This is a genomic window from Brucella pseudogrignonensis (assembly GCF_032190615.1).
Classification (GTDB): domain Bacteria; phylum Pseudomonadota; class Alphaproteobacteria; order Rhizobiales; family Rhizobiaceae; genus Brucella; species Brucella pseudogrignonensis_B.
In genome coordinates this window covers 1,664,529-1,683,672 of record NZ_JAVLAT010000001.1, presented here as the reverse complement: position 1 = coordinate 1,683,672, position 19,144 = coordinate 1,664,529, and the positions used below count along the sequence as shown (strand labels likewise).

The following is a 19,144-nucleotide window of genomic DNA, read 5'->3' as shown; positions in this document are numbered from 1 at the left end:
TCAACTCTTATTTGACGGCGCCTGCGGTCAGACCTGCAACGATCTGGCGCTGTGCGAATACGGTTAGCAACAGGACCGGCAACGTCACCACAAGAGCTGCGGCGGCAAGCGGACCCCAACTGACCTGTTCAAAGGACAGCATGTTGTAGACTGCGACAGGCAAAGTGCGTGTCTCGCGGCTTGCGAGCACGATGCCGAAGACAAAATTGTTCCATGAGAAGATCACCGCGAGGATCAATGAAACCACGATGCCCGGCTTGGCGATTGGCAATGCCACTTTCATAAACACCTGCCACGACGATGCACCATCAATTGTAGCTGCTTCTTCAAGCTCCATCGGCGTTGTCTCGAAATAGCCGATCATGATCCAGATCACGATAGGAACGGTGACGACGAGATGGATGATGATCTGCGGCCAGAGCGTGCCCAGAAGACCAAGCGTCTGGAACAGCAGGAACAACGGGATAAGATAGGACAGGCCCGGGGTCATACGCGCAATCATGATGACAATTGCCGATTTGTTGGCGCGCAGACGGGCAATGCCGTAGCCTGCCGGAACACCGACCAGCAGCGCCAACAAAGTGGCCGTTCCGGTGACGAGAATACTGTTCCAGAAATAGAGCAGGAAGTCGTTGGTCTCGAAAATGCCGGTATAGTTGGACCATGCAATGCGGTCAGGAATCAGGATGGGCGGATAAGCGCCGTTGTCGATTTCATATTTCAGCGAAAGCGACAGCATCCAGACGAAGAAGAAGATTGCAGGCGACACGATCACGAAAACCATGAGTGCCGTGCCAAGCTTGGAAAGAATTGACTTGCGTGCCATGGTCAGTCCTCACGAGTTCCACTTGGTCCGCTGGCGCAGGGCCAGAAGAACCATCGACATGGCGATGATGACAATGAAGAACACTACGGCAATCGCCGATCCATAGCCAATATCGTAATAGGAAAACGCCACATTATAGAGATAGATATTGATGGTTTCCGATGCCGTTCCGGGTCCGCCCTGTGTCATCGCATAGATGATATCGAAGCTTTTGAGAGCGTCGATTGAGCGGATAATCACGGCAACCATGATAAACGGCAGGATCATCGGCAGCGTGATATAGCGGAATTTCTGCCAGCCATTGGCACCATCGATCTCCGCACTTTCAAACGGATCACGCGGCATGGAGGCAAGGCCACCGAGCACAATCAACATCACAAGCGGTGTCCACTGCCAGGTTTCGACAATCACCAGCGACGGGATAACCGTGCTCTGGTTGAAAATCCATTCCTGCGGCGGAATGCCAATCAGCGACAGAAGATAGTTCAGCACGCCAAGCTGCGGATGATACATCATCGTCCAGACCAGAGCGACCGCCACCGGCGTTGCCATCATCGGCATCACAAAGATACCGCGCAACAGGCCGCGCATCGGTAGTTTGCTGTCAAAGACCAGCGCTGCAATCGTGCCCAATATCATCGGGGCCACGACCGAGAGAACCGTATAGACAACCGTGTGCCACATGGATTCCCAGAAGCGCATATCGGCTGCAAGACGCAGATAGTTGTCAAAGCCGACAAAGCTTTGCTCACCACCAAGCTGCCATTGGTTTCCACTCATCCAGAGCGTAAATACCCATGGGAAAACGATCACCGCCCCGACGGTGATCAAGGCAGGAAGAACGAACGGCCAATAACTTGGCCTCAAACGGTTTGTGACTGGCTTGCTAACGGAAGCGGCCTTGGCGGCCGCTTCTGCTTTTGCACCGATCGGGGCGGCAGATGTCATTTCCCTTCGCTCCGTGCGAGGACCGGACGGAATTCTTCCGTCGCGCGTTTCATTTCAGTTTCTGCATCCGCACCATTCAACAGATTGGTGAGGCCCACACCGATGATGTCGCGGAATTCCGTGACCGGCACAATGACGGGCAGGCAGAGCTGGCTGATCGGGGCAGATTGCGAGAGCGCGTTCACCCAGCCTTCCGGCATTGTGACGCCCTTACGGACTTCTGCATCGTCGATGATCGACTTGCGGAATGGAACGCCCGATCCCGATTGCAGAAGACGCGCGCCCATTTCCTTGGAAATGGCCCACTGGCAGTAAAGATATGCGGCTTCCTTATTCTTGGAAGCTTCGGTCACGCCGATGCCGTCGCCGGTGGTCGGGGCTGCCTGTGCATTGGGACCAGCTGGCATGACGCCATATCCAACCTTGCCGACAACGCGCGACTTGTTCGGGTCTTCAAGCGGTGGCGCAAAGCCGATACCGTCGAGCCACATGCCAACACGACCTTGCAGGAAGTTCGACTGGCATTCAGCCCAGTTGAAGCCCGCAACGCCGGGAGGTGCTGATTTGGTCATCAGACGCTGATAGAGCTTGGCGGCTTCGATGCCTTCCGGTGAATCGGTCTGGACATTGCCATCGGCATCGACAGACTGCTTGCCATAGCCAAGCATGAGGCTGGTGAACACCGGCGCATTGGCATTCTTCATGCCACGTGCAACGAAACCATAGGTTCGGGTCGACGGATCAGTCAGTGCTTCGGCAGTTGTGACCAGTTCTTCAAAGGTCTTCGGGAACTCAAGGCCCTTCTCCGCAAAGAGGTCTTTATTGTAATAGATGATCCAGTAATCAACCGAGAATGGCAGCGCACCGAAGCGGCCATTGGCATCCTTGGCGAATGTGAGACCGGCGCTCGCGAAATCATCTTCTGTCAGCGACGCATCAGTCAGCGTCGGGTCTTTCAGAAACGGAGTGAGGTCGGCAAGCCAGCCGCCCTTCTCAAACTGACGCTTCTGAACGTGATAGCTGATGTGGATGACGTCGAAGCTTGGACGGCCTGACGTCAGCTCAATAACGGCCTTCTGGCGCTGCTGTTGTTCCGGCATCTGTTCGGAGTTGACCTTGATGCCGGTCAGGTCTTCAAATTCCTTCTGATGCTTCTGAAGGAGTTCGCCACGCGGGCTCTTGATAAGGTTTACTTCAAGTGTCGTGCCGGCATATTTCTTCCAGTCAACATTGGACTGGGCAAATGACGGCGTGAAGCCTGTGATGCCGGTTGCAGCAATTGCTGCGGTTCCCGCCAGAAACTGACGGCGTGTCGGACGTAATAAATTCATTGCTTACTCCTCCCCTGTTGCGTTTTAGCTTGGCGACTCCTCTCGCCAAGCTTGTATACTCATATGTGCAAAGCCAGCTTCCGCGCATTGTTGATATGAACGGCAATGGCATCCATGGCTGTCTGCGGGTCGCGTGTCTCGATGGCGCTTAACACCGTGAGATGTTCCTGCATGACAGGGATCACACGTCCGGTGATGCGAAAACGCTCCTGATTGATCAGCCGCATCTTGATCGTGTTGGTCTGATAAGCCCGCCAGATGATGTCGTTGTCGAGTGAGCCGACAATCGTATCATGCAGGCTCCAGTCAATATTCTGGGCCTGCTGCTCCAGCTCCGGCGTTTCACCCTCGCGCATTGCGCGATTGAGCGTGTCTTCATGCTCGGCACGCAGCGAGCGAAGCAATTCGTCCGAGGCCGACTGGCAGAAAATCGCAACCGACTCCTTTTCTATGAAAAGGCGGAACTGAAAGGCTTCGCGGATCAGATTGAGATCAATATGTGCGATCTGAAGCCCGCGCTGCGGGACCGTCTTGATCAGACCTTCCGTTTCCAGACGCGGAATCAGTTCGCGGATCGCGCCCAGCGGCAGCCCCGTCATCGTGACAAGCTGGCGCTGGGAAACAAACTGGCCTGGATGAAAATCACGCGCCAGCAAATGCTCGGTGAAGCTCTGATAAGCTTTATCGCGCAATTTTACCGGTTCGCTGTGATCGTCCGCCAAAGCCACTTCCTTCTTCATTATCGACGCTTATGCCGTCATCAGGCCGCTTTTGCCATATGCAAACGGTCAAATACACTGCCAATTGCATCGAAATCCGCATCATTGAGCGAAACCAAAGGCGCACGGACGCGGCGCCATTCCTTGTCGCCCGTATGACGCGCAACCATGGCCTTGACCGCAGGAGTGACCGGATAGTTGAGCAATTGGCGCACGGCGCCAACCAGCTCGTTGTCATCCAGCCCCTCGTTGATCATGCGCAGAAGACGGTCCGGGAACAGATTGGCCATACCAGAAATCGCTCCCTGTCCGCCAAGACGTACACCGGCTGCAAGATCACGCTCATCGCCAATCAGGATCGCAATGTCTTTATGCGCTGCAAGCAACTTTTCCGTGTAGGACCAGGTGCCGGAAGAGTCCTTCACGCCGATGATGACGTCACCAAAAGCCGAACGAAGACGCGTGATGAGATCGACCGACAGTTCAACAGCCGTCACCGACGGGATGTTGTAAAGGATGATACCACGAGCATCTTCGCCCAAGCCCTTGAGAACCGCCGAAAACCAGTTGAACAGGCCTTCATCGGAGAGGTTTTTGAAATAGGACGGTGGCGCGAGAAGGATAGCCTTGCAACCGCGGCGCAATGCATCGGCTGACTGCGCGACGGCATCGGCAATCGAGTTTTCCATGACACCAACAACAATGTTGGAAGCGGCAAAACCCTGCGCAATAAAAGCATCAAGAAGCGCTGCACGTTCGGCATCACCAATGGAAGAGCCTTCACCAGTTGTGCCAAATAAAGTCACGCTTGAACAGCCGCTGTCGAGGCGGGCGCGAGCGTGCGCTATCGCGCGACTGACGTCGATATTGCCGTCTACATCAAATGGTGTCGTAAGCGCTGCAGAGAGACCGAACCGCTCCTGCCCGGAATGAACATGTGCCAAAACTGGCTCCTCCCAAGATTGAACTGTAAGTTGGCACATACTAACATGTTAGTAAATAGTCAATTCGGGTTCAGCGCGTAAACATCATTTTTTTGAAGGGGTATTTTAAAACTTCAGAGTCGGAACGACGCCGGTTTCAAGGAAGGAAAAGACTTCCGTCTGGCTTGGCGAACCGGCACGCCCGCCAAAGCGTGCGCATTTGATAGCAGCGGCAGCATTGGCAAAGCGGATGATGTCCGTCATCTCCCTGCCTTCAACCAGACCGTGCGCAAAAGCACCATGGAAGACATCGCCCGCAGCCAGCGTATCGACCGCATCGACCTTGAAACCCGGTACATGGGAAACGGACCTGCCAGCACCTTCCGTCCAATAGCAGCCATCTGCGCCAGCCGTGACAGACGTGAACACATCGTAGCGATTGCTTAAAATGCGGACACATTCCGGCAAATCCGGCGTTCCCGCGACACTGATTGCGGCAGGCTCAGAGGCAACAATATGTGTTGCCAGCGGCAACAAGGTTTCCAGCAATTCGACAGGTGCTGTATCGGCATCCAATATCGCCGGGATACCCGCCTCTCGTGCCGCACGAAGCGCCGTTTCAGCCGCCCACGGCCAGCGCACATCGGTCATAACAGCGGCATAGTTTCCAGCTGCAATTGGCGGCACGGTTTCAGCCGGACTTGCAAGTCTGCGATCATAAAATGGCACGATCATGCGTTCGCCATTTGCATCGACAAGGATCGAAGAGAAAGCCGTTCGCGCATCTTCAAGCCGCCTGATATGCGAACAATCAATGCCTTCGGCTTTGAGCTCTGCCACAGCGCGATCACCGACAGGGTCGGCTCCCGCAGACGCCCACAGTGTCACCTCGCCGCCAAGCCGCGCAATAGCCGCGGCAGCACTTGAAGCCATACCGGCTGCGATCTCGACGGCCTCGCGCGGCAGATATTTACCTGCCGCTTGAGGGAGCACATCAAGGCGGAAAATGGTGTCCATGGTCAGGGCACCGACGCAGAGAATCTTGGAAGTCATGATTACGAAATCAGGCCTTCAGAGCTTAAAGTCTGCCAGAATTCATCCGGGATCGACTGCTCGAACCAGACGACATTTTGTCTAATTTGTTCTGGCGAACGCACGCCGATCAGAATGGAGCTGACAGCCTCATGCCGCAACGGAAACTGCATGGCAGCAGCGGCCAGCGGCACATTGAACCCGTCGCAAATATCGTGCAGGCGATTGGTGCGTGCAATGATTTCAGCAGGCGCATCGGCATAGTCGAATTTCTGTTCGCCGCCGCGCGGGGCTGCGAGAATGCCCGAATTGAACACACCGGCAATCACCAGTGCCATACCGCGCTTTTGCGCCAGCGGCAGGAATTCTTTTTCGGAAACCTGATCGAGCAGCGAATAGCGGCCAGCGAGAAGCGAGCAATCAAGATCCGCCTCTTCCAGAGCATCGCGAATGATCTGCCATTCGTTCACGCCAAGACCAAAGCCCTTGATATTGCCTGCATCGCGCAACTCGGTCAGTGCGCGGAAGCCGCCGCCTTTGGTCAGCGCATTCCAGTGAAGCTCATGCCGGTCGGCATGGGTCACGCGGCCGATGTCATGGACATAGAGCAGATCGATTTCCGGAAAGCCAAGACGCTGCTGGCTGTCATCGAAGCTGCGCATCACGCCGTCATAGCTATAGTCAAAGACCTCACGGAAATTGAGGCCATTGTGCCATCCCGAATCAAGTGGATTCTTTGGCGGCGCTGGTGGCAGCGTGCGGCCAGCACGCTCATTGGTCATCAGACGTCCGACCTTAGTGGAAACAACCGCGCGTTCGCTCTTTTCGCGCAGCATATCGCCCAGCAGATGCTCGCAACGGCCATAGCCATACATCGGTGCACTGTCGAAATAGCGGATGCCGCTCTCCCAACCGGCTTCCAGCAACGCGTCTGCGTCAGCACGGGAAACGGGTGCATAAAGGCCGCCCAAAGGCGCCGTTCCCAGACCAAGAGCTGTTACGCTGAGACCAGTACGTCCAAGTAAACGCTTCTCGGATGCTTTAAATTGCATGGATATCTCCTCCAGAATCTATGCTTTGACGCCTTAGAGCGCGGAGAGACTGATAAAAGGAAGACAATCAATGCGCAAACGAAAAACTTATTCATCTGCGAATATGGATTTAAGCCATTTCGGAGAACCGGGCCTGAATGTTTTGCGAGAGCAGCGCAACCGGACGGGAGGGATCCCCCGCCTTAACCCAGATCAGCTCTTCGATTTCGCTTGAAGCCGCAGGCTTTTGCCCATCCCTCAAAGTGAGATGGAAAAGCTCCGCTTCGACGATCGAATCCACCTCATTGGCTGCAGGTGCAGACATGCGTGCGGCATAAGTTAACTGACTGTCGTCAATGACAATGCCAAGCTCTTCTTCAATCTCGCGGATCAGGGCTGTTTCGGGCGCTTCGCCCGCATCGATTTTGCCGCCGGGCTGGAAGAAAATCTCGCTGCCACGCTTGCGCACGAGGAGGAAACGGCCCGCTTCATCGCGGATAATGGCTGCTGCAATAAGAATCGTTTTCATAGGGGCGAAACATCGTCGCGAACACGGATACCGTCAAGCAGAAGAGCGCTGATTGATTTGACTGTTTCGCTATAAAAATCGGGTGCATCCGCACGCTTGCCAAGAAGTGCCGATACCTGCACCGCAAAATCGGCATAATGCTGGGTTACCGCCCAAATCGTGAAAATTAGGTGATAAGGATCAATGGGCGCGAGACGCTTCTGATCAATCCAGCGCTGTATAACTGCCGCTTTTTCATCGACCAGTTCCCGCAAATGCCCATTCAGAAATTCAGACATGGCGGGTGCACCATGAAGAATTTCATTGGCAAACAACCGGGATGCTTCAGGCTTGCTAACAGAAACTTCCAACTTGATTGCGATATAGCGCCGTAGCTCTTCAAGGGGATCTCCATCAGGGTCGATATTCTCGAATGGCTCCATCCACGTCACCATCGTATCCTGAAGAACGGTTACATAAATATTCTGCTTACGCGGAAAATAATACAGCAGATTGGGCTTCGACATGCCCGCCTTTTCCGCTATCTGGTCAATCGTTGCCCCACGGAAGCCATAAGCGGAAAAAACCTCAAGCGCTGCATCCAGAATCAGCCTGCGATTGATGCTCTGTATTCGCGTTGAACCCTCTGTCTTTTCAAGAGGCTCGCTTTCCGTAACAGGTTCCGCATCTGTGACCATTTAGCACCTTTTCGTGAGGCAAAATTTTTTAAAACCGCTTGACCGGTGCCGAACGCTCTTCTAGCCTGCATTTTGACCAACTAGTCAAGTTTTTGCAATCATCGCATCAAGATTGAGGGCAAGAAGATTGAGGCCAAAGAGCCGGGTCGCGGGAACAACATAACATGTGAGGCGCTGGCAGCAATGCCACTGTTATTGCATGCTTGAAATCTGGAGGCAGAGCAATATGGCGCTCAGCAGCAATCTCAAGGTTAATGGCGACAGGCTGTGGGACAGCCTGATGGATATGGCCAAGATTGGCCCCGGACTGCGCGGTGGCAATAACCGACAGACGCTGACCGATGAAGATGCCGAAGGTCGCCAGCTTTTTCAGAAATGGTGCGAACAGGCCGGGTTGTCGATGACCGTCGACACGATGGGCAATATGTTCTTTCTTCGCCCCGGCGAAGACGCCGATGCTGATCCGGTCTATATGGGCAGCCATCTCGACACGCAGCCGACAGGCGGCAAATATGACGGGGTGCTTGGTGTGCTGGGCGGACTTGAAGTCATGCGCACATTGAACGACACAAATATCAAGACAAAACGCCCGATTGTGGTGGTCAACTGGACCAATGAAGAAGGCACACGCTTTGCGCCTGCTATGCTTGCTTCCGGCGTTTTTGCGGGAGAGCTTGAGCAAGACTGGGCCTATGCGCGTACCGACGCCAAAGGCAAGAAATTCATCGATGAGCTGGAGCGTATTGGCTGGAAGGGCGACGAGCCGGTCGGCAAGCGCAAAATTCATTCGATGTTTGAGTTGCACATCGAACAAGGCCCGATCCTGGAGATTGAAAACAAGGATATTGGCGTTGTCACCCATGGGCAGGGCCTGTGGTGGTTGCAGGTCACATTGACCGGCAAGGAGGCGCATACCGGCTCCACACCGATGAAGATGCGCAAAAATGCAAGCCTTGGCTTGGGCAAGCTTCTGCAACTCGTCAATGAAATTGCGATGGACTATCAGCCGGATGCGGTCGGTGGCGTGGGCCATATTGAAGTTTCGCCGAACTCTCGCAATGTTCTGCCGGGCCAAATCGTCTTTACCGTCGATTTCCGTTCGCCAGATCAGAAAACACTCGATGCCATGAAAGCGCGCTTTGAAACGGAAGCGCCAAAGATCGCGGAAGACCTTGGCATCGGGATTGAGATTGAAGTGGCCGGTCATTTTGACCCTGTCACTTTCGATGACGGCTGCGTCACAGCCATTCGCAATGCAGCCGAGCGGCTTGGTTACAGCCATCGCAACATTGTTTCCGGTGCCGGTCACGACGCCTGCTGGATCAATCGGGTAGCACCAACGGCGATGGTCATGTGTCCATGCGTCGATGGTCTCAGCCACAACGAAGACGAAGAAATCTCAAAGGAGTGGGCATCGGCTGGCGCTGATGTGCTGCTTCATGCCGTATTGGAGAGTGCTGAAATTGTGAGTTAATTTCCAGCCCATCCAATGCTGCTGAATGTTCGAAACAAAACCAAAAAGGGGAACGCGAACATGGTTAGTTCTGGGGCAAGTAAGGTCATCAAAGGCGGCACCGTAATTACGGCTGACCGCACCTTCAAAGCCGACGTTCTTATCGAAGGCGAGAAGATTGTTGCCGTGGGCGATAATCTGACCGGCAATGAAACGATTGATGCTTCGGGTTGTTACATCATGCCCGGCGGCATTGATCCGCATACGCATTTGCAGATGCCTTTCATGGGCACCTATTCGTCTGACGATTTCGATACCGGCACCGCAGCAGCGCTCGCTGGCGGCACAACCATGGTGGTCGATTTCGTACTGCCGGGACCGGAAGGCAATCTGCTCGATGCATTGCAGGAATGGTTCCAGAAGGCAGGCAAGGCCCGCACCGATTATTCATTCCACATGGCGATCACCGGCTGGAGCGAACGCGCTTTCAACGAAATGCCGGAAGTGGTGAAGCGGGGCATCAATACATTCAAGCACTTCATGGCCTATAAGGGCGCATTGATGGTCAATGATGACGAGATGTTCGCATCATTCCAGCGCTGTGCGGAGCTGGGTGCCATCCCGCTGGTTCACGCGGAAAACGGCGATATTGTTGCGCAATTGCAGGCAAAGCTTCTCGCCGCTGGCAATGACGGACCGGAGGCGCACGCTTATTCACGCCCGCCGGAAGTCGAAGGCGAAGCGACCAACCGCGCCATCATGATTGCCGATCAGGCCGGCGTGCCGCTTTATGTGGTGCACACATCCTGCGAGCAGGCGCATGAAGCCATCCGCCGCGCACGCCAGAAAGGGATGCGGGTTTATGGCGAGCCGCTGATCCAGCATTTGACGCTTGATGAAAGCGAATATCACAATCGCGATTGGGACTATGCTGCACGCCGCGTGATGTCGCCGCCATTCCGCGACAAGATCAACCAGGACAGCCTGTGGGCCGGACTGGCCGCCGGAAGCCTGCAATGCGTTGCAACCGATCACTGCGCCTTCACCTCGGAGCAGAAGCGTCATGGCATTGGCAATTTCACCAAGATCCCGAACGGCACCGGCGGCCTTGAAGAACGGTTGCCCGTGCTCTGGACGCGCGGCGTTCGCACCGGACGTCTGACGCCAAACGAGTTCGTGGCCGTGACTTCGACCAATATTGCAAAAATTCTCAATATCTATCCGCAGAAGGGAGCGATCCTGCCGGGTGCCGATGCTGATCTCATCATATGGGACCCGGAGGCGACCAAAAAGGTTTCTGCCAAGACGCAGCATTCTTCCATTGATTACAATGTGTTTGAAGGTTTTGAGCTGAAAGGCCTGCCGGTCAAGACATTCTCGCGCGGACGTCTTGCCTTTGACAATGGCCATGTGACGGCACAGCCGGGCGACGGACGCTTTGTCGAACGTGAACCGAATGGCGCTGCCAACAAGGCGCTGTCGCAGTGGAAAGAAATCGTAGCACCCCGCAAGGTGGAACGCAGCGCCGAACATATGCCGATAGGGGTCTGAACCATGGCTCTGGCTCAATTTCGGGAAATGCGCATGAATTCAGAAAACAGCGTTGCCCCGGAAAGGGGCCTGAAGACTGCAGAAACAGTCATCGACATTAAGGACCTGTCATTGGTTTTTGAAACCAATGACGGCCCGGTTCACGCCCTGTCCGACATCAATCTCGCGATTCAACGTGGCGAGTTTGTTTCTTTTATTGGGCCGTCTGGTTGCGGCAAAACCACCTTGATGCGTGTCGTGGCTGATCTTGAACAGCCCACGTCCGGCTCTGTAACCGTCAACGGCAAGACACCGGAACAGGCGCGGCTGGACCGCTCTTACGGCTATGTGTTTCAGGCAGCGGCATTGTTTCCGTGGCGCACGATTGAAGACAATATCAGCCTGCCGCTTGAAATTATGGGCCATTCAAAAGCCGAGCGAAAAGCCCGGATTGAGAAAAATCTGGCGCTGGTGAACCTTTCCGGCTTTGGCAAGAAATTTCCATGGCAGCTTTCCGGCGGGATGCAGCAACGCGCATCGATTGCGCGTGCGCTGTCGTTTGACCCTGACATGCTGCTGATGGACGAACCGTTCGGCGCACTGGATGAGATCGTGCGCGACCATCTCAACGAACAGCTTTTGAAGCTTTGGGCAGCAACGCAGAAGACCGTGATTTTCGTAACGCACTCCATTCCCGAAGCGGTGTTTTTGTCGACCAAGATCGTGGTGATGAGTCCGCGTCCGGGCCGCATTCATGAAGTCATCGACTGCGATCTCGGACCAGATCGCACGCTGGATATCCGTGAGACGGAAGCATTTCTCAAAATCGCCCATCGTGTGCGCGAAGGGCTTCGGCTGGGGCACGCGCATGACGAATGACCCGAAATTACCTGTTGAAGGAAGCCTGTCATGATGGCTTTTTTTCGCGACAAGTTTTTGCCGGTTGCCACCGTTCTGGTGGTTATGATTGCGCTCTGGTATGCTTTTGCGGTCTACCTCAATGCACCGTTTGAGCGTGATCAGGCGCAACGTGCCGGAACCGAAATCGGGTTTTCAACGCTTGTGGCCAACACAATGCAGCAGGATCGCCCGGTGCTGCCCGCGCCGCATCAGGTGGCAAATGAGCTTTGGAAAACAGTCTTTGTCGTCAAGCCCAGTTCCAAACGCAGCCTCGTCTATCATGGCTGGGTGACGCTTTCATCAACCTTGCTTGGCTTTGTCCTTGGCTCGACGCTTGGTGTGTTGCTGGCGGTTGGGATCGTGCATTCGACAACGCTTGATAAAAGCCTGATGCCGTGGATCATCACCTCGCAGACCATTCCCATTCTGGCAATCGCTCCGATGATTATCGTGGTGCTGAATGCGATTGGTATTTCCGGGCTCTTCCCGAAAGCGGTCATTTCCACCTATCTGTCGTTTTTCCCGGTTGCCGTGGGCATGGTCAAAGGCCTGCGCTCGCCTGATGTGATGCATCTCGACCTGATGCGCACCTATAATGCCTCGAAAAATCAGGTGTTCTGGAAATTGCGCTGGCCCGCTTCGATGCCGTTTCTGTTCACCTCGATGCAAATTGCCGTTGCGATCAGCCTTGTCGGTGCCATCGTTGGCGAATTGCCGACGGGTGCAGTTGCAGGTCTTGGTGCGCGCTTGCTGGCCGGGTCCTATTACGGGCAGACGGTGCAAATCTGGGCCGCACTGGTGCTTGCAGCCTTCATGGCATCCATTCTTGTCGGGCTGGTCGGGATTGCGGCCACAATGGCCAAGCGACGCATGGGCATCAAGCCGGAAAAGGCGGCATCATGATCATCAATATTGCTATCATTTTCGCTCTGATTGCTGTGTCGTGGTTTGTCGTACAGGGGTTGGCGAGTGTGAAAATCCGCAATGCGCAAGGCCAAAAGCTGATCGATATTGCGGTGCCTGCCCTGTTTGGGATTGCCATGCTGGTGTTGTGGGAAGTGGCCGTGCGGATTTTTGAGGTTCCGTCCGTGCTTTTACCCGCGCCATCAATCATTGGTGCGCGAATAAGCTCATCCGTGCCGATCCTTTGGGCCGACTTCCAGCAGACTTTCTTGAAAGCCGTCATCATCGGTTATGTAGCCGGCTGCGGCCTGGGCTTCATCACGGCAATCATTGCGGATCGGATTCCCTTCCTGCGCAAAGGCTTGTTGCCGTTGGGCAATCTGGCCGCCGCCCTCCCCATTGTGGGCGTGGCGCCCATTATGGTCATGTGGTTTGGCTTTGACTGGCAGTCGAAGGCAGCGGTTGTGATCATCATGACCTTCTTCCCGATGCTGGTGAATACGGTGGCGGGGCTTGCTGCAAGCGGGGCAATGGAACGTGATCTCATGCAGAGCTATGGCTCGAATTATTGGCAGACGCTGATCAAGCTGCGCCTGCCGGCGGCCATGCCTTTCATCTTCAATGCACTCAAGATCAATTCCACACTGGCGCTGATCGGGGCGATTGTTGCCGAGTTCTTCGGCACGCCGATTGTTGGCATGGGCTTCCGCATATCGGCTGAAATCGGGCGTATGAATGTGGATATGGTCTGGGCCGAAATCTTTGTAGCCGCTCTCGCGGGGTCGCTCTCTTATGGGCTGATCGCGCTGATCGAGCGCAAGATGACATTCTGGCACCCTTCATACAGGAGGGCATCAGCCTGACGATTTGGCATCTGCAAGAATAATGCAGACCAAAGCGCATTCCGAAAATTGCAAAGCCAATTTCGGGTAAAATGCGCGGAATAAAAAGAACCAGAGGAGAACTGAAATGAAGAAGGCACTATCATTATGCCTTGGAACAGCCGGATTGGCGCTCGCACTCATGAGCAGCTCGGCAATGGCAGCTGACAAGCTGACCTTGCAGCTTAAATGGGTGACGCAGGGACAGTTTGCTGGCTATTATGTCGCCAACGATAAGGGCTTTTACGAAGAAGAAGATCTCGATGTGGAGATCAAGCCAGGCGGACCGGACGTGGCTCCACCCCAAGTGATTGCCGGTGGTGGCGCTGACGTGGTGGTGGACTGGATGCCGTCCGCCCTCGCCACGCGCGAAAAAGGTGTGCCACTCGTCAATATCGCGCAGCCATTCAAGAAATCCGGCATGATGCTGACTTGCCGCAAGGAGACCGGCATTACTAAGCCGGAAGACTTTAAAGGACGCACATTGGGTGTCTGGTTCGGCGGAAATGAATATCCGTTCCTGTCATGGATGAGCCATCTCAATATTCCCACCACAGGTGGCGCTGACGGTGTGACTGTATTGAAGCAGGGTTTCAACGTTGACCCGTTGATCCAGAAACAGGCCGATTGTATTTCGACCATGACCTATAATGAATATTGGCAGGTGATCGACGCCGGTATTCCGGCCGATCAACTCGTCGTGTTCCCTTATGAAGAACAGGGCGTCGCCACGCTTGAAGACGGGCTTTATGTGCTGGATAAGAGCCTTGAAGATCCGGCTATGGTTGACAAGCTGGCTCGCTTTGTCCGCGCCTCGATGAAGGGCTGGCAATATGCATCAGAACATCCTGATGAGGCCGCCGAGATCATCCTCGAAAATGATTCTTCCGGCGCGCAGACACAGGAAGTTCAGGAGCGCATGGTCAAGGAAATCGCCAAGCTGATCGACGGATCGGACGGAACGCTGGATGTGGCAGCCGCCGACCGCACCGTCGAAACTTTGCTTGGTGGCGGTTCTGATCCCGTTATCACCAAGAAACCGGAAGGCGCATGGACCGCAAAGGTCACCGACGCGATGAAAAAGTAAAAACAAACGCAGAAAAAGGGCCCGGGATTTCTTCCGGGCCCCCTTTCTTCTGGGTCTTTGTTTATTTCAGCTTCTCTTCCAGAGCGACCGCCCTGACCAGTTCACGTTCCAGCCGCGCTTCTTCTTCAATTTTTGGCTTGGTGAAGCGTCCGAGCAAAAGATAGGCGACCGGTGTTACAAACAGCGTGGCAATTGTTGCAAGTCCAAGACCGCCAACAATAACCCAGCCCAGAGACACACGCGCTTCGGCACCCGCACCGCTTGCCAGCACCAGCGGCACCCCACCCAGAACCGAACAGATCATCGTCATGCAAACCGGACGCAGCCGGATATTGGCCGCTTCTTCGATCGCCTGACGAACATTCATACCCTTGTCGCGCAGCTGATCAGCAAATTCGACGATCAGAATACCATTCTTGGCCATGATGCCCACCAGCAGCACAAGGCCGATCTGGCTATAGACGTTGAGGCTTGTGCCGGTGAGGATCATCGCAAACACCGCGCAGCCAAGACCCAAAGGCACTGTCGCCATAACAATCAGCGCACTGATGAAGCTTTCAAACTGGGCAGCAAGCACAAGCAAAATGATGATGACCGCAAAGCCGAAGACAAGCGCGATACCGCTGGAAGTTTCACTAAGCGTCGACGCTTCTGCAAGCGGGATGATATGACTGCCCGGTGGAAGCAATGGTGCTGCGATTTCCTTTACCGCAGCGAAGGCATCGCCCAGCGCAAAATCGCTGCGAAGATCCGTTGTGATTGCAACAGAGCGCTGGCGTTCTTCCCGGTTTAACTGCGGCGGCACAGCCTTTTCAACCACGGTAGCAATAGACGACATCGGTACGTAACGACCGTCGCCCGTCTTGAGGAAGACGTTTTCAAGATCAGTCGGATCGTTGATCGGATTGGTGGTGGAAACAAGCTTCACATCAAAACTTCTGTCGCCCACATAGACCGAGCCGATCTTGCGACCGTCGAGAACGGACTGCACCGCATTGGCAAGCCCGGTGATATCGATACCGAGATCGGATGCGCGTTCACGGTTGATTTCGACAGAAAGCTGCGGCTGGGTCGGCTCCACCGTCAAACGTGGCTGCACGAAACGCGGATCTTTTTCAAGAGCCGCAATAAGGGCATTGGCAGCTGGTCCGATCTTTGCATAGTCATTGCCAACGATGGCAAATTGCAAACCGTTACCAGCACCGCGGATACCGAGGCTGTTGGGCTGTGCCGTGAAAATGCGAACCGCTGTAATGTTGCGCAGACGGGCATTAATATCCGCCATGATTTCCTGCTGTGACCGGCTGCGCTCTTTCCAAGGCGCCAAAGTCAGCACCATGAAGCCATTGTTGGAAGAACCGCCAGCACCTGCAATGCCGTAGGTGGTCAGGATTTCGCCACTCTCACGCAGAGGCTGAAGCTGTTCCTCGATCTTGTCGATCTGCGACTGAAGAAATTCGACACTTATCCCTTGCGGGCCATTGATACGCAGAAGAGCAACCGCACGGTCCTCCGTTGGTGTCAGTTCCTGCCTGAGTTGTCCGAAGCCGATATAAGATGCGCCGGCAAAAAGGACAGCTGCAAGCACGACAATGAACGGCGCTGAAAGACAGGCATGAAGGCTCCTTCGATAGAAACTTGCCAGACCGCCGCCGATCCGCCGCAGAAATTTCGGTCCGTGACCATGTTCTCCAGCTTCACTGCCTTCTTTCAAAAAGCGCGACGCAAGCATTGGGCACAGCGTCAATGCCACAATCGATGACAGCAGGATGGCAATCGCCAGCACAAAACCGAATTCACGGAATAGCCCCCCCGCCTGCCCCGGCAGGAACGAGATCGGCACGAAAACCGCCACAAGGGTTAGGGTGGTTGCGACCACCGCAAAGAACACCTCCTGCGTGCCAAGCACGGCAGCCGCGCGTGGCCCCATGCCCTGATTGCGCCGTCGTACAATGTTTTCGAGCACAACAATGGCGTCGTCCACCACGAGGCCTGTTGCCAGCACAAGCGCCAGAAGTGTGAGAATATTGACCGAGAAGCCGCTGAGATAAATGGCGGCAATCGTACCAATCAGGGCCACCGGCATCGCCAATGCGGGGATAAGTGTTGCGCGGATATCCCACAGAAACATGAAGATGATAACGACGACGATGACCACAGAAGCGATCAGCGCAATTTCCACTTCATGGATAGCGCCCTTAATAAAGTTTGCGTCATCACTGGTCACGGTGACGCTCACCCCTGCCGGCAAAGTGGCCTGAAGATTGGCAACCGCCGCACGAACGCCGTCGGAAATGTCGAGTGTGTTCGATTGGGCCTGACGCACAATGCCAAGCCCGATTGCTGTCTTGCCATTGGAGCGCACGGCAGAGCTTTCGATATCAGGCCCAAGCGTTACAGTTGCCACATCGCGAATTTGCGTACGGCCTTTAATATAGACATTTTCAAAGTCTTCGGGCCGCTCAAGATTGGCCGTTGCACGCACAACAATCGACTGATCGGAACTGCGCAACGAACCAGCAGGCGCATCAAGCCCCATTGACGAAAGAGCGCTGGAGATATCGGCAATGGTCAGACCATAGCTTGCGAGGCGCGCCTGATCGATATCGATACGGAAAATCTTATCGCGGTCACCGTTGATCTGAACATCGGCTACGCCTGGCACTGCCGAAAGCACATCCTCGATCTGATCTTCCACCAACACCGTCATGTCATCGACAGCCATCGTGTCAGACGTCACGGCGAGGCGCATCACCGGATCGGCGTTGGAGTCAGCCTTGATGATGCGCGATGGATCGGCCTCGTCCGGCAGATTGTTGGTGACGCGTGAAATTGCATCGCGCATGTCCGCAGCGGCGACGTTGAGATCGACGCCGTCATTGAATTCAACAGTGACACGGCTGCGTTCAAACGAGGATGAAGAAGAAATCGACTTCACGCCTGAAACGCGTGCAACGGCATTCTCCAGCACCTGTGTCAGCTGCCGGTCGATCGTTTCAGCTGACGCGCCCTTGAAATCGGTACTGATCGTTATAACCGGACGATCAACATCCGGCAACTCGCGAATATCGACGCCAGTGAAGGCAGCAAGGCCTGCGACGATAATCAAAACGTTGATGACGAAAGCAAAAACAGGACGTCGAATAAAAAGTGCAGTCGATCCGCCTTGATTTCCGGGATTCGAATTAGGATTGCTCACGCTTTATCCTCACCCTGCAACGCGGCTTTTGGCGGATGGATCAGCATAAGCGGTCCCTTGCGCATTCTGCACGCGCACCGGCGCGTCGTCACGAACGGTTTGCACACCCTGTGTCACGATCATATCGCCTTCTTTAACCGCACCGTCGATCAGGATACTGGCGGCGTTGCGCTGCACGATGCGAGCCGGGACTTTCTTTGCTTTGCCATCCTCCACACGCCAGACATAGGAACCGTCAGCGCCCCATTGAATGGCCAGAGGATCGACAGCGGGATAACTGTCACCGGGGAAGAGAAGCGTCACTGTAAACGACATACCTGCGCGCAGTCGATCATCGTCATTGTTGACTTCAGCCCGCACATGCAGTGTGCGACTTGCCTCATCAAGCATGTTATCAACCGCATTGATCGTCCCCTGATAGCGCACGCCAGGGAAAGCGGTAGACTCAGCGGTCAGTGGCTGACCCACCTTGATTTGTGGTGCAAAACGTTCCGGTACCCAGATATCAATCAACACTTTCGAACGGTCATCAATGCGCGCAATCGACGTTTGCGCCGTAACATAATTGCCTGCATTGACCGGGAGAATGCCAACCACGCCGGAAATCGGCGCACGTACCGTGCGACGGTTCAACGCCAGCTGCGCATCTTCAAGGGCCAGTTTTGCATTGGCCAGAGCGAGATCCGCTTCCACTTCCTGAACGACCGTTGCCGTGTTGGTAGCGCGCAATCGCGTGATACGATCCCGTGCGGCTTCCGCATCTTTGAGCGCAATCTGCGCTTTGCTAACCGCGATTGTCTCTGTTTCATTGTCCAGAATTGCAATCGGGTCATCCACCTTGATGACGTCACCCGCTTTGACCAGCAGTTCTTTCATATTACCGCTGGAATAGGGCGTGACCGAAACCGTACTCAACGCGCGCGCCGAACCAATCGCAGTCAGGCGACTGTTGATTGTTTCCTCGCCTGCTGGCTCCACCACAACAAGAGGCGCCGGACGGGCACCGGAACCGCCATGCGATTGCTGTGTGGGAGCGTTGTTGCCTGAAGCAGTCTGTGTTGAAGAGTCTTTGTTGTTATAGAGATACCAGCCGCCTGCGGCAGCTCCGATTATAAGCAGGCACAAAACAATCTGCTTCCACGACTTCATTCAACTCTCCGACAGAGCGCTATCGA

17 protein-coding genes are annotated in these 19,144 nt (G+C 54.8%); 6 read left to right on the top strand and 11 right to left on the bottom strand.

What is annotated here, in order from left to right; genetic code table 11:
- Window positions 1-7: 7 nt before the first annotated feature.
- The 9 genes from RI570_RS08120 to rutR all read right to left on the bottom strand — a co-directional run bounded on the left by RI570_RS08120 (window position 8) and on the right by rutR (window position 8,016).
- Window positions 8-826: a carbohydrate ABC transporter permease gene (locus RI570_RS08120; RefSeq protein WP_313827901.1), complete on the bottom strand. Its 819-nt coding sequence runs from the start codon at window positions 824-826 to the stop codon at window positions 8-10.
- 9 nt (window positions 827-835) lie between these two features.
- Window positions 836-1,774: a sugar ABC transporter permease gene (locus RI570_RS08115; RefSeq protein ID WP_313827900.1), complete on the bottom strand. Its 939-nt coding sequence runs from the start codon at window positions 1,772-1,774 to the stop codon at window positions 836-838.
- Window positions 1,771-3,105 (bottom strand): sugar ABC transporter substrate-binding protein, encoded by a 1,335-nt coding sequence (locus RI570_RS08110; RefSeq protein ID WP_313827899.1) that lies wholly within the window; start codon window positions 3,103-3,105, stop codon window positions 1,771-1,773. Before RI570_RS08110 ends, RI570_RS08115 begins: the two co-directional genes overlap by 4 nt.
- A 59-nt stretch (window positions 3,106-3,164) precedes the next feature.
- Window positions 3,165-3,845, bottom strand: a complete 681-nt coding sequence (locus tag RI570_RS08105; protein WP_313827898.1) for a GntR family transcriptional regulator — start codon at window positions 3,843-3,845, stop codon at window positions 3,165-3,167.
- A gap of 20 nt (window positions 3,846-3,865) precedes the next feature.
- Window positions 3,866-4,768 (bottom strand): dihydrodipicolinate synthase family protein, encoded by a 903-nt coding sequence (locus RI570_RS08100; RefSeq protein WP_313827897.1) that lies wholly within the window; start codon window positions 4,766-4,768, stop codon window positions 3,866-3,868.
- A 105-nt stretch (window positions 4,769-4,873) separates the two neighbouring features.
- Window positions 4,874-5,800 carry a PfkB family carbohydrate kinase gene (locus tag RI570_RS08095; protein WP_313827896.1) on the bottom strand — a complete coding sequence of 309 codons (927 nt, stop codon included), beginning with the start codon at window positions 5,798-5,800 and terminating at the stop codon, window positions 4,874-4,876.
- Between the two features lie 2 nt (window positions 5,801-5,802).
- Entirely contained in the window at window positions 5,803-6,831 is a 1,029-nt protein-coding gene (locus RI570_RS08090) for an aldo/keto reductase (RefSeq protein WP_313827895.1), read from the bottom strand.
- A gap of 109 nt (window positions 6,832-6,940) precedes the next feature.
- Window positions 6,941-7,339 carry an NUDIX domain-containing protein gene (locus RI570_RS08085; protein WP_313827894.1) on the bottom strand — a complete coding sequence of 133 codons (399 nt, stop codon included), beginning with the start codon at window positions 7,337-7,339 and terminating at the stop codon, window positions 6,941-6,943.
- Complete coding sequence (gene rutR / locus RI570_RS08080; protein WP_313827893.1) at window positions 7,336-8,016, bottom strand: HTH-type transcriptional regulator RutR; 681 nt, start codon at window positions 8,014-8,016, stop codon at window positions 7,336-7,338. The genes RI570_RS08085 and rutR overlap by 4 nt, the downstream gene beginning before the upstream one ends.
- A 226-nt stretch (window positions 8,017-8,242) precedes the next feature.
- On the opposite strand from rutR, the gene RI570_RS08075 reads away from it, so the two are divergent.
- From RI570_RS08075 to RI570_RS08050, 6 genes are all read left to right on the top strand, one after another.
- Window positions 8,243-9,490, top strand: coding sequence for a Zn-dependent hydrolase (locus RI570_RS08075; RefSeq protein ID WP_313827892.1), 1,248 nt, complete (start codon window positions 8,243-8,245; stop codon window positions 9,488-9,490).
- 60 nt (window positions 9,491-9,550) lie between these two features.
- On the top strand, window positions 9,551-11,020 hold the full coding sequence (hydA, locus tag RI570_RS08070; RefSeq protein ID WP_313827891.1) for a dihydropyrimidinase: 1,470 nt from the start codon (window positions 9,551-9,553) through the stop codon (window positions 11,018-11,020).
- A gap of 33 nt (window positions 11,021-11,053) precedes the next feature.
- Entirely contained in the window at window positions 11,054-11,878 is an 825-nt protein-coding gene (locus RI570_RS08065; protein WP_313827890.1) for an ABC transporter ATP-binding protein, read from the top strand.
- Window positions 11,879-11,908: 30 nt separating this feature from the next.
- Complete coding sequence (locus RI570_RS08060) at window positions 11,909-12,802, top strand: ABC transporter permease (protein ID WP_313827889.1); 894 nt, start codon at window positions 11,909-11,911, stop codon at window positions 12,800-12,802.
- Window positions 12,799-13,665, top strand: coding sequence for an ABC transporter permease (locus tag RI570_RS08055; RefSeq protein WP_313827888.1), 867 nt, complete (start codon window positions 12,799-12,801; stop codon window positions 13,663-13,665). Before RI570_RS08060 ends, RI570_RS08055 begins: the two co-directional genes overlap by 4 nt.
- 106 nt (window positions 13,666-13,771) lie before the next feature.
- On the top strand, window positions 13,772-14,770 hold the full coding sequence (locus RI570_RS08050; protein WP_313827887.1) for an ABC transporter substrate-binding protein: 999 nt from the start codon (window positions 13,772-13,774) through the stop codon (window positions 14,768-14,770).
- A gap of 61 nt (window positions 14,771-14,831) precedes the next feature.
- On the opposite strand, the gene RI570_RS08045 is transcribed toward RI570_RS08050, so the two are convergent.
- Both RI570_RS08045 and RI570_RS08040 read right to left on the bottom strand, forming a co-directional pair.
- A complete protein-coding gene (locus RI570_RS08045; protein ID WP_313827886.1) occupies window positions 14,832-17,969 on the bottom strand; it encodes an efflux RND transporter permease subunit in 3,138 nt (1,045 codons plus the stop codon).
- Window positions 17,970-17,978: 9 nt separating this feature from the next.
- Window positions 17,979-19,118 carry an efflux RND transporter periplasmic adaptor subunit gene (locus tag RI570_RS08040; RefSeq protein ID WP_313827885.1) on the bottom strand — a complete coding sequence of 380 codons (1,140 nt, stop codon included), beginning with the start codon at window positions 19,116-19,118 and terminating at the stop codon, window positions 17,979-17,981.
- Window positions 19,119-19,144: the final 26 nt, after the last annotated feature.

Bases quoted from the DNA above. Each gene is read 5' to 3' on its own strand.
- RI570_RS08115 (WP_313827900.1), bottom strand. From the start codon at position 1,774: ATGACATCTGCCGCCCCGATCGGTGCAAAAGCAGAAGCGGCCGCCAAG.
- RI570_RS08055 (WP_313827888.1), top strand. From the start codon at position 12,799: ATGATCATCAATATTGCTATCATTTTCGCTCTGATTGCTGTGTCGTGG.
- rutR (WP_313827893.1), bottom strand. From the start codon at position 8,016: ATGGTCACAGATGCGGAACCTGTTACGGAAAGCGAGCCTCTTGAAAAG.
- RI570_RS08040 (WP_313827885.1), bottom strand. From the start codon at position 19,118: ATGAAGTCGTGGAAGCAGATTGTTTTGTGCCTGCTTATAATCGGAGCT.
- RI570_RS08085 (WP_313827894.1), bottom strand. From the start codon at position 7,339: ATGAAAACGATTCTTATTGCAGCAGCCATTATCCGCGATGAAGCGGGC.
- RI570_RS08090 (WP_313827895.1), bottom strand. From the start codon at position 6,831: ATGCAATTTAAAGCATCCGAGAAGCGTTTACTTGGACGTACTGGTCTC.
- RI570_RS08060 (WP_313827889.1), top strand. From the start codon at position 11,909: ATGATGGCTTTTTTTCGCGACAAGTTTTTGCCGGTTGCCACCGTTCTG.
- RI570_RS08065 (WP_313827890.1), top strand. From the start codon at position 11,054: ATGAATTCAGAAAACAGCGTTGCCCCGGAAAGGGGCCTGAAGACTGCA.
- RI570_RS08105 (WP_313827898.1), bottom strand. From the start codon at position 3,845: ATGAAGAAGGAAGTGGCTTTGGCGGACGATCACAGCGAACCGGTAAAA.
- RI570_RS08075 (WP_313827892.1), top strand. From the start codon at position 8,243: ATGGCGCTCAGCAGCAATCTCAAGGTTAATGGCGACAGGCTGTGGGAC.
- RI570_RS08120 (WP_313827901.1), bottom strand. From the start codon at position 826: ATGGCACGCAAGTCAATTCTTTCCAAGCTTGGCACGGCACTCATGGTT.
- RI570_RS08050 (WP_313827887.1), top strand. From the start codon at position 13,772: ATGAAGAAGGCACTATCATTATGCCTTGGAACAGCCGGATTGGCGCTC.
- hydA (WP_313827891.1), top strand. From the start codon at position 9,551: ATGGTTAGTTCTGGGGCAAGTAAGGTCATCAAAGGCGGCACCGTAATT.
- RI570_RS08110 (WP_313827899.1), bottom strand. From the start codon at position 3,105: ATGAATTTATTACGTCCGACACGCCGTCAGTTTCTGGCGGGAACCGCA.
- RI570_RS08095 (WP_313827896.1), bottom strand. From the start codon at position 5,800: ATGACTTCCAAGATTCTCTGCGTCGGTGCCCTGACCATGGACACCATT.